The 14,380-nt window shown below is 60.6% G+C and carries 12 protein-coding genes and 1 pseudogene; all 13 read left to right on the top strand.

Annotated elements, in window-relative coordinates:
• Positions 1-113 precede the first annotated feature (113 nt).
• Entirely contained in the window at positions 114-239 is a 126-nt protein-coding gene (locus tag CAF79_RS29580) for a hypothetical protein (RefSeq protein WP_256579510.1), read from the top strand.
• Positions 236-3,175, top strand: a complete 2,940-nt coding sequence (gene glnE / locus CAF79_RS26615; protein WP_085701067.1) for a bifunctional [glutamate--ammonia ligase]-adenylyl-L-tyrosine phosphorylase/[glutamate--ammonia-ligase] adenylyltransferase — start codon at positions 236-238, stop codon at positions 3,173-3,175. Before CAF79_RS29580 ends, glnE begins: the two co-directional genes overlap by 4 nt.
• A 51-nt stretch (positions 3,176-3,226) precedes the next feature.
• The gene (gene waaF, locus CAF79_RS26610) at positions 3,227-4,261 is read left to right on the top strand and encodes a lipopolysaccharide heptosyltransferase II (RefSeq protein ID WP_011332131.1); all 1,035 of its coding nucleotides are present in this window, start codon (positions 3,227-3,229) and stop codon (positions 4,259-4,261) included.
• 1 nt (position 4,262) lies between these two features.
• A complete protein-coding gene (waaC, locus tag CAF79_RS26605) occupies positions 4,263-5,324 on the top strand; it encodes a lipopolysaccharide heptosyltransferase I (RefSeq protein WP_085701066.1) in 1,062 nt (353 codons plus the stop codon).
• A complete protein-coding gene (locus tag CAF79_RS26600) occupies positions 5,324-6,445 on the top strand; it encodes a glycosyltransferase family 4 protein (RefSeq protein WP_085701065.1) in 1,122 nt (373 codons plus the stop codon). The genes waaC and CAF79_RS26600 overlap by 1 nt, the downstream gene beginning before the upstream one ends.
• Positions 6,446-7,252 carry a lipopolysaccharide core heptose(I) kinase RfaP gene (gene rfaP, locus CAF79_RS26595; RefSeq protein WP_085701064.1) on the top strand — a complete coding sequence of 269 codons (807 nt, stop codon included), beginning with the start codon at positions 6,446-6,448 and terminating at the stop codon, positions 7,250-7,252.
• The gene (locus CAF79_RS26590) at positions 7,252-7,986 is read left to right on the top strand and encodes a lipopolysaccharide kinase InaA family protein (protein ID WP_085701063.1); all 735 of its coding nucleotides are present in this window, start codon (positions 7,252-7,254) and stop codon (positions 7,984-7,986) included. Before rfaP ends, CAF79_RS26590 begins: the two co-directional genes overlap by 1 nt.
• Positions 7,983-8,735, top strand: a complete 753-nt coding sequence (locus tag CAF79_RS26585; protein ID WP_085701062.1) for a lipopolysaccharide kinase InaA family protein — start codon at positions 7,983-7,985, stop codon at positions 8,733-8,735. The genes CAF79_RS26590 and CAF79_RS26585 overlap by 4 nt, the downstream gene beginning before the upstream one ends.
• Positions 8,735-10,186 (top strand): lipopolysaccharide kinase InaA family protein, encoded by a 1,452-nt coding sequence (locus tag CAF79_RS26580; RefSeq protein WP_085701061.1) that lies wholly within the window; start codon positions 8,735-8,737, stop codon positions 10,184-10,186. The genes CAF79_RS26585 and CAF79_RS26580 overlap by 1 nt, the downstream gene beginning before the upstream one ends.
• Positions 10,187-10,345: 159 nt before the next feature.
• A complete protein-coding gene (locus tag CAF79_RS26575; RefSeq protein WP_085701060.1) occupies positions 10,346-10,681 on the top strand; it encodes a YceK/YidQ family lipoprotein in 336 nt (111 codons plus the stop codon).
• An 11-nt stretch (positions 10,682-10,692) separates the two neighbouring features.
• Positions 10,693-11,479: pseudogene (locus CAF79_RS26570) on the top strand (DUF3800 domain-containing protein); the annotation flags it as partial.
• A gap of 225 nt (positions 11,480-11,704) precedes the next feature.
• On the top strand, positions 11,705-13,459 hold the full coding sequence (locus CAF79_RS26565) for a carbamoyltransferase (RefSeq protein WP_085701059.1): 1,755 nt from the start codon (positions 11,705-11,707) through the stop codon (positions 13,457-13,459).
• On the top strand, positions 13,452-14,360 hold the full coding sequence (locus CAF79_RS26560) for a glycosyltransferase family A protein (protein WP_085701058.1): 909 nt from the start codon (positions 13,452-13,454) through the stop codon (positions 14,358-14,360). Before CAF79_RS26565 ends, CAF79_RS26560 begins: the two co-directional genes overlap by 8 nt.
• Positions 14,361-14,380: the final 20 nt, after the last annotated feature.

The following is a 14,380-nucleotide window of genomic DNA, read 5'->3' as shown; positions in this document are numbered from 1 at the left end:
CGAATGTATAGACGAGTAGTAAAACTACAGATGAAAGGCTTGTGGCCTCCGACTGCGTTGTGAGAATAATCGTTAAGGTTGGTCTTTAGCCATCCGAAAAAGGTGAAAGTTTGATGTTGGCTGCCAAAGAAAAAGAAATTTCAGCTATTTCTCACTTTTGTTCGACAGTCCTTCGCGTAGCGGTTTTTCAATTATCACTACAAGCGGCCATTTACACGCCGATCAAGGATAGACCATGACCCTGCCCGCGCTTGCCGAACTGCCCGCCATTCTCCTGCCGTTGGTCAGCCGATCGGAGCAGTCGTTCCGTGCGGCCGTCGCCGGACTTGAAGATGATCTTGGCTTCTCCACCTGGACGCCGGAACGCTGGGCGCAGTTCGCCCGCGTCAGCGCCGCCAGCGATTTTGTCATTGAACAGTGCGTTCGTGACCCTTTGATGTTGTTGTCGCTGGTGCAGTCCGGCGAGCTGGACCGGCCGTTCGCCCCCGGTGAGTTGTGCGGGCAGATTGCGGCTGCGGTCAGCAGCGCACAGACCGAAGATGAACTGGGCCGCGTCCTGCGCCGTCAGCGCACCCAGCATCAGGTGCGGATCATCTGGCGCGACCTCAATCGCCAGGCCGATCTGGTGCAGACCTGCCGCGACCTCTCGGACATGGCCGACGCCAGCATCGATCAAGCCTATCAATGGTTGTACCGCCGCCATTGCGACCAGTTCGGCACGCCGACCGGCCGGCGCAGCGGCGAACCGCAGCAGATGGTCATCCTCGGCATGGGCAAGCTTGGCGCGGTCGAGCTGAACCTGTCTTCGGACATCGACCTGATCTTCGCCTACCCCGAAGGCGGCGAAACCGTCGGCGTCAAGCGCCCGCTGGATAATCAGGAGTTTTTCATCCGTCTCGGCCAGCGCCTGATCAAGGCTCTCGACCCGATCACCGTCGACGGTTTCGTGTTCCGCGTCGACATGCGCCTGCGCCCGTACGGCTCGTCCGGCGCGCTGGTGCTGAGCTTCAATGCACTGGAGCAGTATTACCAGGACCAAGGCCGCGACTGGGAACGCTACGCGATGATCAAGTCGCGGGTGGTGGCTGGCGATCAGGTGGCGGGTGAGCAGTTGCAGGAGATGCTGCGGCCGTTCGTTTACCGTCGCTATCTGGACTTCTCGGCGATCGAAGCGCTGCGCACCATGAAGCAGTTGATCCAGCAGGAAGTGCGGCGCAAGGGCATGGCCGACAACATCAAGCTTGGCTCCGGCGGTATCCGTGAGGTCGAGTTCATCGCCCAGGCCTTTCAACTGATTCACGGCGGACGCGACCTGAGTCTGCAACAGCGCCCTCTATTAAAGGTGTTGGGCACGCTCGAAGGGCAGGGCTATCTGCCGCCGGCGGTCATCAGCGAACTGCGCGAAGGTTACGAATTCCTGCGTTACACCGAACACGCGATCCAGGCGATTGCCGACCGTCAGACCCAGATGCTGCCGGACAGCGCTCAGGATCAGGCGCGTATCGCGTTCATGCTCGGGTTCGCCGACTGGGAGGCGTTCCACGAGAAACTGATGTTCTGGCGCGGCCGCGTGGCCTGGCACTTCGCGCAAGTGATCGCCGATCCCGATGAGGACGAAGGTGCCGAGAGCGAAGTGGTGGTCGGCGGTGAATGGCTGCCGCTGTGGGAAGAGGCTCAGGACGAAGAGGCGGCCCGTCGCCAGCTGGAAGAGGGCGGTTTCGCCGACGCAACCAAGGCCTTGAAAGCATTGGCGAGCCTGCGTGCCAGCCCGCAGTTGCGGGCGATGCAACGTCTGGGGCGCGAGCGTCTCGATGCCTTTATTCCGCGCCTGCTGGCTCAGGCGGTGGAACACGAAAGTCCCGATCTGGTGCTGGAGCGCGTTCTGCCGCTGGTCGAGGCCGTGGCCCGGCGCTCGGCTTATTTGGTCTTGCTGACGGAAAACCCCGGTGCGCTGCGTCGCTTGCTGACGCTATGTGCCGCGAGCCCGTGGATCGCCGAGCAGATCACCCGTTTCCCGCTGTTGCTCGATGAACTGCTCAACGAAGGTCGCCTGTTCAAACCGCCGCTGGCGCCGGAACTGGCCGCCGAGTTGCGTGAGCGCCTGACCCGGATCCCGGAAGACGACCTCGAACAACAGATGGAAGCCCTGCGTCATTTCAAGCTGGCGCACCGCTTGCGCGTCGCCGCCTCGGAAATCGCCGGCAGTTTGCCGTTGATGAAAGTCAGCGATTACCTGACCTGGCTGGCCGAGGCGATTCTGGAGCAAGTGCTGGCCCTGGCTTGGCGCCAGACCGTGGCCAAGTACGGCACGCCACTGCGCACCGATGGCACGCTGTGCGATCCCGGCTTCATCATTGTCGGTTATGGGAAAGTCGGCGGGATCGAGTTGGGGCATGGTTCGGATCTGGATCTGGTGTTCATCCACGATGGCGACCAGCAGGCCGAAACCGATGGGCCGAAGCCCATCGATGGCACGCAGTTCTTCACCCGGCTCGGCCAGCGGATCATCCACCTGCTGACGGCGCAGACCAACTCCGGTCAGTTGTACGAAGTGGACATGCGTCTGCGTCCTTCCGGGGCGTCGGGGCTGCTGGTCAGTTCGCTCGGCGCGTTTGCGCGCTATCAGGAAAATGAAGCCTGGACCTGGGAGCATCAGGCCCTGGTGCGGGCGCGGGTGCTGGTGGGCAGCAAGGATGTCGGGCAGGCCTTCGAGAACGTCCGGGCCCAGGTGCTGGGCAAGGCGCGGGATCTGACGAAGCTGCAACAGGAAGTGAGCGAGATGCGTGCCAAGATGCGCGACAACCTCGGCAGCAAGAGCACCGCCGCCGGCACCGGGGCGAATGCCTTCGAGGCCACGGCGCCGTTCGACCTCAAGCAGGACGCCGGAGGTATCGTCGATATTGAATTTATGGTGCAATACGCGGCCCTGGCGTGGTCGCAGACCCACCCGCCGTTGCTGCGCTGGACGGACAATATCCGCATTCTGGAAGAGCTGGAGCACGAGGGGCTGATGGCTGCCGAAGACGCCAGCCTGTTGCGCGAGGCCTACAAGGCCTATCGTTCCGCCGCCCACCGGCAGGCCTTGCAGAAGGACGCCGGGGTGATACCGGGCGATCAGTTCGCGGACGAACGGCGGCAGGTGATGCGGATCTGGCGAGAGCTGGGGCTAAGCTGATTCTCGAGACGGGGAGGCGTAAAGCCTCCCCGGTTCGTTTATGGAAACCACATGAATATTCTGATCGTTGGGCCCAGTTGGGTCGGTGACATGGTGATGGCGCAGACACTGTTTCAGTGTCTCAAGCAGCGCCACCCGCAGTGCGAAATCGACGTGCTGGCCCCCGAGTGGAGCCGGCCGATCCTCGAACGCATGCCCGAAGTGCGCAAGGCCTTGAGCTTCCCGCTCGGCCACGGCGCGCTGGAGCTGGCGACCCGTCGGCGGATTGGCAAATCCCTGGCAGGCCAGTACGACCAGGCGATCCTGCTGCCGAACTCGCTGAAGTCGGCGCTGGTGCCGTTCTTCGCCGGCATCCCGAAACGCACCGGCTGGCGCGGCGAATTCCGCTACGGCCTGCTCAATGACGTGCGCACGCTGGATAAAGAACGTTATCCGCTGATGATCGAGCGTTTCATGGCGCTGGCCTTTGAACCGAATGCCGAACTGCCGAAACCCTATCCGCGTCCGAGTCTGCAAATCGATCCGGTGACCCGCGAGGCTGCATTGGCCAAGTTCGGTCTGACCCTCGACCGCCCGGTGCTGGTGTTGTGCCCCGGCGCCGAATTCGGTGAAGCCAAACGCTGGCCGTCCGAGCATTACGCCAAGGTCGCCGAGGCGCGGATTCGCGAAGGCTGGCAGGTCTGGCTGTTCGGCTCGAAGAACGATCACGCCGTGGGCGAAGACATCCGCGCGCGGTTGATTCCGGGCTTGCGCGAAGAGTCCGTGAACCTCAGCGGCGGCACTTCGCTGGCCGAGGCCATCGACCTGATGTCCTGCGCCGACTCAGTCGTCTCCAACGACTCCGGCCTGATGCACGTGGCCGCTGCGCTGAATCGTCCTTTGGTGGCGGTCTACGGGTCGACCTCGCCGGGTTTCACCCCGCCGTTGGCCGAGCACGTGGAAATCGTCCGTCTGGGCCTCGATTGCAGCCCTTGCTTCGACCGCACCTGCCGCTTCGGCCATTACAACTGCCTGCGCCAGCTGATGCCGGACGCGGTCAACGATGCCTTGCAGCGTTTGCAGGGCTCTGTGGTCGAGGTTCATTAACTTGCGGGTATTGCTGATCAAGACTTCATCGCTGGGTGACGTGATTCACGCGTTGCCGGCGCTGACCGATGCCGCCCGGGCCATTCCCGGGATCAAGTTCGACTGGGTGGTGGAAGAAGGTTTCGCCGAGATTCCGACCTGGCACCCGGCCGTAGGCAAAGTGATTCCGGTGGCGATCCGTCGCTGGCGCAAAAACATCTGGCAAACCATCAAGAGCGGTGAGTGGAAACGCTTCAAGCAGTCCGTTCGGGCGAACAAATATGACTTGGTGATCGACGCTCAGGGCCTGCTGAAAAGCGCCTGGCTGACCCGCTATGTCAAAGCCCCGGTGGCCGGTCTCGACAAGGGCTCGGCCCGCGAGCCGATCGCCGCGCGTTTTTATGACCGCAAACTGGCGGTGGCCCGTGGTCAGCACGCCGTCGAGCGCGTGCGTCAGTTGTTCGCTATCGCCTTGGGTTACGACTTGCCCAAAGGCCTGGGCGATTACGGCCTCAACGTCGAGCGTCTGGTCGAGTTGCCGCGTAAGAATGCTTACGTGGTGTTCCTCCACGGCACCACCTGGGACACCAAACACTGGCCGGAAGCCTACTGGCGCGAGCTGACCGAACGGGTCGGCTACCTCGGCGTCGGCATCAGGCTGCCGTGGGGCAACCCGCTGGAAAAGGCACGGGCCGAGCGTATCGCCGCCGGTTTCAAACATGCCGAAGTGCTGCCGAAGCTGAACCTGGCCGGGGTCGGCAAGGTGCTGGCCGGGGCCCAGGCCTGCGTTGCGGTGGACACCGGTCTCGGCCATCTGGCCGCGGCACTGGATGTGCCGACGATTTCGCTGTTCGGCCCGACCAACCCGGGCCTGACCGGCGCCTACGGCAAGCTGCAGATTCATCTCGGCAGCGATTTCCCGTGCGCGCCGTGCCTGCAAAAGAAATGTACGTATCAACCGACCGCGCAGGATGCCCGTCAGTTTGACCTGAAACGCGAGTGGCCCCTGTGCTTCACGCGTCTGAATCCCGAGCGTGTGGCCAGCCGACTGAGCACGTTGTTGATGGCTGAGGAGCTGCGCTGATGCAATTGGCTTTTGTCCTATACAAATATTTCCCGTTCGGCGGTTTGCAGCGCGATTTCATGCGCATCGCTCTCGAATGCCAGAAGCGCGGACACCAGATCCGCGTCTACACCCTGATCTGGGAAGGCGACGTGCCGCCCGGCTTCGAAGTGCTGGTGGCGCCGGTCAAGGCGTTCTTCAATCATCGGCGCAATGAAAAACTCAGCGCGTGGATGGAAGCGGACCTGGCCAAGCGTCCTGTGGATCGCCTGATCGGCTTCAACAAGATGCCGGGGCTGGACGTCTACTACGCCGCCGACGGCTGCTTCGAAGACAAGGCGCAGAACCTGCGCCATTCGCTGTACCGCCGCTGGGGCCGCTACCGCCACTTCGCCGAGTACGAGCGCGCGGTGTTCGCCAAAGACGCGAAGACCGAAGTGCTGATGATTTCCGAAGTGCAGCAACCGCTGTTCATCAAGCATTACGACACGCCGCTGGAACGCTTCCACCTGCTGCCGCCGGGCATCGCCCAGGATCGCCGCCGTCCGGCGGATGCCGATGAGATTCGCGCCGGTTTCCGCGCCGAATTCAACCTCAAGGACGACGAACTGCTGCTGGTGCAGATCGGCTCCGGGTTCAAGACCAAGGGCGTCGATCGCAGCCTGAAAGCGCTGGCCGCACTGCCTGCCGAGCTGAAGAAACGCACCCGGCTGTTTGTAATCGGCCAGGATGACCCCAAATTGTTCCAGATGCAGAGTGCAACACTGGGTCTGGGCGACAACGTGACGTTCCTCAAGGGCCGTAGCGATATTCCGCGTTTCCTGCTCGGCGCCGACTTGTTGATCCACCCGGCGTACAACGAAAACACCGGCACGGTGCTGCTTGAAGCGCTGGTCGCCGGGCTGCCGGTGCTGGTCAGCGCGGTCTGCGGTTACGCCCATTACATCGCCGAGGCCGATGCCGGGCGAGTGCTGGACGAACCGTTCGATCAGGCACAACTGACGCAATACCTGACTGACATGTTGAACGACGACGCTGCACGGGCGGCCTGGAGCCGCAACGGTCTGGCCTTCGCCGAGACGGCCGACCTGTACAGCATGCCGCAGCACGCGGCCGATGTGATTCTGGCGGAGCACGCTTAAATGAAGTTGATGCTGGCTGAACCGTTCAAGAGCCTGTGGGCTGGCCGCGATGCGTTCGTGGAAGTCGAGGGCTTGCAGGGCGAGGTGTACCGCGAGCTGGAAGCCCGCCGGACGTTGCGCACGGAAGTCGACGGCAATGGCTTTTTCGTCAAGATCCACCGGGGCATCGGTTGGGGCGAGATCTTCAAGAACCTGCTGACCGCCAAACTGCCGGTGCTCGGCGCGGGTCAGGAATGGAAAGCCATCCAGCGTTTGCAGGAAGTCGGCGTGCCGACCATGACCGCCGTCGCGTATGGCGAAAAGGGCAGCAACCCGGCGGATCAGCACTCGTTCATCGTCACCGAAGAGCTGGCGCCGACCATCAGCCTTGAAGACTTCAGCATCGACTGGGTCAAGCAACCGCCGCAGCCGAAACTCAAGCGGGCGCTGATCGCCGAGGTTGCGCGCATGACCGGCATGATGCATCGCGCCGGCGTCAATCACCGCGACTGCTACATCTGCCACTTTCTGCTGCACACCGACAAACCGGTGACTCCCGAAGATTTCAAACTCTCGGTGATCGACCTGCACCGTGCCCAGACCCGTCCGGCGATCACCCGGCGCTGGCGCAACAAGGATCTGGCGGCGTTGTACTTTTCCGCGCTGGACATCGGCCTGACCCGACGTGACAAGCTGCGTTTCCTCAAAGGTTACTTCCAGCAACCGCTGCACCAGATCCTGGCCGAAGAGGCGCCGTTGCTGAGCTGGCTCGAAGGCAAGGCCAACAAGCTCTACGCGCGCAAGCAACGTTACGGGGATGCGCTCTGATGGCGGGTTGGAATCTGGAGCCTGAGTACAGTGAGCTTGCGCAGCATTTCGGTAGCCTCGAAGCGGTCTTTGCCCTTCAAGGCGAGCGCCTGACCCGCGATCCATTGTCCGAGGTCATTCGCGTGCAGTTCAATGACGTCAACTATTACGTCAAGCGTTACGTCGGCGCCGGCAAAGGCTTGCGGCGTTATCTGGGCAAACCCCGGGTGAAGATGGAATGGCAGAACCTCAAACGCTTCGCCAAGTGGGGCATTCCTACCGCCGAAGTAGTGGCGTGGGGCCTGGAGCGCAATGGCATGGCTTACGATCGCGGGGCGATGATCACCCGTGAACTGCCGCGCACCGAAGACCTGTCGGCGCTGGCCGAACGCAACGATCCCAAGCTCAAGGATCGTGCCTGGGTTGACGGCGTCAGCCGGCAATTGGCCGGTTATACCCGCGTCATGCACGACCACCGCTTCACCCATAACGATCTGAAGTGGCGCAATCTGCTGATCGACGATCAGGCGCAGTTGTATCTGATCGACTGCCCGAACGGCGATTTCTGGCGCGGTTTCTGGCTCAAGTACCGGATCACCAAGGATCTGGCCTGTCTCGACAAGGTGGCCAAGTATCACCTGTCGAACACCCAGCGCCTGCGCTTCTACCTGCAATATCGTGGACGTGATCGGCTGAATGCCGCCGACAAGCAACGGATTCGCCACGTGGTGAGATTTTTCGAGGGACGCGAATGACTGATTTTCTGGCCACTGAAGACCGTGCGCTGCTGGAGCGCCACGGTCTCGGCACGTTCGATGCGCTGTGGTCCAAGCAGCTCGAGGCCGTGGATGAGCCCAACACCGACGGTGGCGGCTGGAGCAGCGTGTTTCGTCTGGAGCTGGAAGGGCATGCCTATTACCTCAAGCGCCAGTGCAATTACCTGACCCGCACGTTGCACGCGCCGTTCGGCGAGCCGACGTTCGCCCGGGAATTTCGCAACATCAGTCGTTACAACAAACTTGGTATTCCGGCGTTGCAGGCGGCGTTCTTCGGTGAGCGCAAGGTCAATGGCGAGGTCCGTGCGATCCTGCTGACCCGCGCGCTGGATGGCTGGGACGATCTCGACTCGTTGTTGAAGCGCTGGTCGGACCTCGATGCCGCGCAGCAATCGGCGATTCTCAAGTCTTGTGGCCTGTTGGCGCGTCATCTTCATGGTATGCGTCAGGTGCACGGCTGCTTCTATCCCAAGCACATATTCTTGCGCGCCGAAGGCGATGGCTATCAGGCGCAGTTGATCGACCTGGAAAAGACCCGGCCCCTGTGGTTCGGTATGCGTGACCGGGTCAAGGATCTGGAGCCGCTGCAGCGTCGTGCGCCAGAGTGGAGCGAAGCGCAATTGCGTGAGCTGCTGGCGGCGTATCTCGATCAATCGACAGACAGCTCGCTGGTCGACAGCTGGATCATGCGACTGACCGCGCGGCGCAGTCACAAGGAGACCCGTTGATGCAGCTGTCGGACTTGAAAAACGCCGGGCGCACGCCGAGCCTGCCGCTGACGGTGTCGCTGGCCGATGCGGCGGGCGCTGCCGATTTGCAATTGCTCAGTCTGCTGCGGGTGTTGCCGGGTCAGCGTTATGTGGGTGCCGGTGTGTGGCGCGGGCGTCCGGTGCTGGCCAAGTTGCTGGTCGGCAACAAGGCTGCGCGGCACTTTCAGCGTGAACTGGAGGGTGTGAAACTGCTCGCCGCTCAGGGCATGACCACGCCGTTGCTGCTGGCCGATGGGCTGAAGGATGGTGAGGGCGGCTGGCTGCTGTTCGAGTTCCTTGAAGGCGCCGAAAGCCTGGGCGATGCCTGGAACAAGGTCGAGTCCTTGCCGGTGCTGGCCGACGAGCAATCGGCGGTGCTGGCCGAAGCGCTCGGCGCCATCGGTCAATTGCACGGCAAAGGCCTGTGGCAGGAAGACCTGCACCTGGACAATCTGTTGCGCCATGGCGGCCAGCTGTATCTGATCGATGGTGCCGGCATCTGTGTGGAAACCGCCGGCCAGCCGTTGTCCCGGCAGAAAGTGCTGGAAAATCTCGGGGTGTTCTTCGCTCAGTTGCCCAAGTCGCTCGAGCCGTTCACCGAAGAATTGCTGGTGTATTACCTGCTGAGCAACAGCGAACACGCGCTGCCGCTGGAAGCCCTGCAAAAGCAGATCGACAAGGTGCGCGCCTGGCGCTTGAGGGATTACCTGATCAAGGTCGGTCGTGAATGCACGCTGTTCAGCGTCAAGCGTGGTGCATTTGGTCTGCGGTCGATTCGCCGTGAGGAAGAGCCCGCGATGCTGCCGGTGCTGGAGCAGGCCGATGCCCTGCTCGATCAGGGCCATCTGTACAAGACCGGTGGCGCGGCCAGTGTCGGCAAGGTCGAGGTTGCCGGGCGTACGCTGGTGATCAAGCGTTACAACATCAAGAATTTTGCCCATTGGCTCAAGCGCTTCTGGCGTCCGAGCCGCGCCTGGCATTCCTGGCGCGAAGGCAATCGCCTGGCATTCCTCGGCATCGCCACGCCCAAACCGCTGGCGGTGCTGGAAACCCGGTTTTTCTGGTTGCGCAGCAAGGCGTATCTGATCACCGAATACCTGGCCGGGCCGGACATCATCGAGCGCTTTGCGCCGTACGTCGAAAGCGGCGAGGCGCCGGAAGCCGAGTTGCAGGCGCTGGATCAGTTGTTTGCGCGGTTGATTGCCGAGCGCATCAGCCATGGCGACTTCAAGGGACACAACCTGTTCTGGCAGGAAGATCGCTGGGCGCTGATCGATCTGGATTCGATGTGCCAGCACGGCTCGGCGGGCAGCTTTGCTCCGGCCTATGCCCGGGATCGCGCGCGCTTCATGCGCAACTGGCCCGAGAGCAGTGCGTTGTATCGGGTGATTGATCAGCGTTTGCCCAAGGATGCATTGGACGCTGCGTGATTGTTTTCGCCTGAGCATAAGACATTTCTGTAATAAAAATCTGGCGAGGTTCGTGGTGACAAATCCTTGTGATTTCTCCTACAGCCTTGCCAGAACCCATGAACTACCCCTCGCAAAACCCCGGTGCTAGTTTGTCCCGACGTACCCGGAGGGCAAATCTTGACCATCGAAACCTCTATCGCTATCGGGGCATTTTCCCTGGCGCTGTCCGGCTGTGGCACCGCCGTTACGGTGTTGCGGGGCGACGAAGCCGCCACGCGCTGTCTGCGCAAACAGAAAACTTACTGTCAGTTAATTCCGCGCATCTACAGTGAACTCGCCCATGATTTCTGTCTGCTGCACGCGCCGCCCGATCCTACCGGCATTCTGGTGCCGGTCTTCCTGCTTGACCTGACTCTGTCCGGCGTCTTCGACACGGCTTGCCTGCCGTATACGATCTATCGCCAGGCGGTGGACGGGAATGTCGGTGTTTATTGGCGATCAGGCCGTGGGTAATCACGTTGTCCCCAATCAGTGAATACAGCGATATCATCGTTTATGTCGATGAGAGCGGTGATCACGGAATGCAGACACTGGATCCCAACTATCCAGTCTTCGTGCTCGCGTTTTGTGCCTTTCATAAAAGGCATTACTGCGAGAAAGTCATTCCTGCTCTACAGAAATTCAAGTTTGCACATATGGGGCACGATCTGATCGGTCTGCATGAACTCGAAATTCGTAAAGAAAAAGGATCGTTTTCTGGTCTCTTCATGTCCAGAGATCACAAAAATGCTTTTCTTGAGGAGCTGACTTGCATCATTGAAGCCAGCAACTTTGTTTTGATCAGTTGCGTCGTAGACAAGGCTTCCCTCCGCGAAAAACAAGGCACGGGACACAATCCTTATCACCTTGCTCTCGGCTTTTGTCTGGAAACGCTCTACGAGTTTTTGCAAGAGAAGAATCAGCAGGGGGCGCTGACGCATGTGATTTTCGAGCGTCGAGGAAAGCGAGAGGATAACGAGCTTGAGTTGGAGTTTCGCAGGATGTGTGGTGAGGCGAATCGATGGGGTATTCAACTGCCGTTAGACATCGTTTTTGCAACCAAACAGGTGAACTCCACCGGCCTGCAGCTAGCCGATCTTGTTGCGAGGCCCATTGGCATGAGCTTTTTGAGGGCGGGTCAGGGAAACCGTGCTTTTGACGTGCTTAAGCGCAAGTTCTATTGCAGCGGGGGGGCGGAGCAAAGTTGGAGAGGGTTTCGAGAATTGGGGTTTGAAGCTTTTCCCATCCCCAGAAAGCGAAAAGCCCCGATGATCTCACCGAGGCATTAGCGCCGACCGGGATCTCCCAGTCCATTTGTGCTGGAGTCTATGTCGACGCTGCTTGAGTGTCAACGCACCGGCCGGCCAGTTCCGCTAGAGGTTTGTCGGCGTTTTTAAGCTATAATCCCGCCCTTTAGCTGTCTCTCGCCCGGTGCGGGGGCACATCATTTTTCAAGGCGCATCGCGCCTGAATGCAGACTAAAGAGGCTAGACCCCTGTGGCATTGACGATTCTTGGCCTGTCCGGCGCCCTTAGCCATGATCCTTCAGCAGCCTTGTACATCGACGGCAAGCTGGTCGCGGCGGCTGAGGAAGAGCGCTTCGTACGCGATAAACATGCAAAGAACCGCATGCCCTACGAATCGGCGAAGTTCTGCCTGGAGCAGGCTGGCATCAAGCCGTCCGACGTTGACGTGGTCGCGATTCCGTTCGCCCCGATCAGCATTTTCGGCAAGGCTCGCTGGCAATACGCCAAACGTTACTGGTACGCCCCGGATCGCGCGCTCGACGCGATCCTGATGGGCAACCGTCGCTACAAGCGCTATCGCAACAAGATCGTCTGGTGCCTGGAGCAACTGGGCTTCGATCCGAAGAAAATCAAGATCGAACCGGTGGAACACCACCTGGCCCACGCTTCCAGCGCCTACCACTGCTCGGGTTTCAAAGAGAAAACCGCGATCCTCGGCATCGACGGCAAGGGCGAGTACGCCACGACCTTCTTCGGTTATGGCGAAAACGGCAAGATCCACAAGATCAAGGAATTCTTCGATCCGGACTCCCTTGGCGGCCTGTATGGCGCGATCACCGAGTTCCTCGGGTTCGACATGCTCGACGGTGAGTTCAAGGTCATGGGCATGGCGCCATACGGCGACGCCAGCAAATACGATTTCTCGCGTCTGGCCTCGTTCGAGAACGGCGAGCTGGTGATCAACACTGACTACGCCAACGTGATCGGCCTGCGTCGCTATAAAGAGAAGGGCAAGGGTTACTACTTCTCGCCGAAGCTGATCGAGTGGCTGGGTCCGAAGCGCGAGGGCGACATCGCCGACGAGCCGTACATCCACTACGCCGCCAGCATTCAGGCGCTGTTCGAAAAAATCGCGCTGCAGATGATCGACTACTATCTGGGCGACGTGCTCAAGGAAACCGGCAAGCTGGCCTACGCCGGTGGCTGTGCGTTGAACGTCAAGCTCAACCAGAAAATCATCGCCCGTGACGACGTCAAGGAGCTGTTCGTGCAGCCTGCTTCCGGCGATGCCGGCACCGCAGTCGGCGCAGCAGCCTATGTGTCGAACGCCCGTGGCGTGCCGGTCGAGAAGATGGAACACGTCTACCTCGGCCCGTCGTACAGCAACGAAGACGTGATCGCCGCGTGCGCCCGTCACGAGAACAAGCCGACCTGGCGCAAGCTCGACAACATGCCGGAGCAGATTGCCAAAATCATGGTCGATGGCAACCCGGTGGCCTGGTTCCAGGGCCGCATGGAATTCGGTCCGCGTGCACTGGGTGGTCGTTCGATCATCGGTTGCCCGAGCGTGGCTGGCGTGGCTGATCGCATCAACCACCAGATCAAGTTCCGCGAGCGCTGGAGGCCTTTCTGCCCGTCGATGCTCGACACCGTTGCGCCACAGATGATCAAGATCGATCATCCGGCGCCGTTCATGACCTTCACCTTCGAAGTGGCGGAAGAGTGGAAGACCCGAGTGCCGGAAGTCGTCCACGAAGACGGTACGTCCCGGGCCCAGGTGCTCAAGCGCGAATACAACCCGCGCTACTACGACATGATGAAGGCGCTGGAAGTGCTGACCGGCAACGGCGTGTCCCTGAACACCTCGCTCAACCGCCGTGGTGAACCGATGATCTGCTCGCCGACCGATGCCCTGAACATGTTCTTCGGCTCGGATCTGCAGTACCTGATCATGGAAGATATTCTGGTCGTTAAAGAGGGTGTGAAGGGATACGGTCTTGACTGAGACACTGATCAGCGTCGTTATTCCGGTTTACAACTACGCACGAACGCTGCCTCGTGCAGTGGAGTCGGTGTTGGCGCAGTTGGATGAGGCTGCGGCGGATCTGTTGGTCATCGACGATGGGTCGACGGATGAGACGCCTGAGGTAGTGGAGAGGCTTCTGCTCGAGCATGGCGGGCGTTTTCGTGCGTTGCGCAAAAGCAATGGCGGGTTGTCTACCGTGCGCAATCGCGGGCTTGAGGAGACGAGCGGGCAATATCTGATTTTCCTCGACTCCGACGACGAAATGGCGCCCGGCGCGCTGGCTGCGCTTTCGGAGCATATTGCCAATAACCCTCAAACCATGATGGTCATTGGTGCCCATTGGTCGGTGTTTGCTGATGGCAGGCACAGCCTGCAGCCAGCCAAACCTCTGCCTTTAACCCCCCGGCAGCGATTACAGGGCTACCTGCTGGACAAGACCGTGTCGATTTCCAACGGGGCCTGCGCGATGCATCGCGAAGTGTTCGTTCCTGGCACGTATCCTGAGCATTTGCGCAACGTCGAGGATCTGCCAGTGTTTGCCCAAGTGCTGGCGCGTTTCCCGTGCAGCGTTCTGGACAAGCCTCTGGCCCTTATCTACAAGCACGCTGACAGCATGCGACATGATTTGCGTCAAAGCCTTGCCGCCGGTACAGAGCAGGTTGTGAGTGAAGTGTTCTCCAGTCGACGCATGCCTGAAGAGATGCTTGACCTGCGTCAGGCGTTTCTGGCGCAGCGCTGCCTGTCGTTGTTTCGTGATTGTTACTCTCACGGCGAATACGCTCTGGCCAAAGGGTTCTATTTTCAGGCGTTGCGTGCAGACTGGCGCACGTTCTCGCGCTGGTCATACACTCGCAAGGCTTTGCGGTTGCTGTTTCGGTAAATGGTTCGCGGTGAACAGGC

This window comes from Pseudomonas sp. B26(2017) (genome assembly GCF_002113045.1).
Lineage (GTDB): Bacteria > Pseudomonadota > Gammaproteobacteria > Pseudomonadales > Pseudomonadaceae > Aquipseudomonas.
The sequence above is the reverse complement of the archived record's forward strand: the minus strand, read 5'-3'. Positions and strand labels throughout refer to the sequence as shown.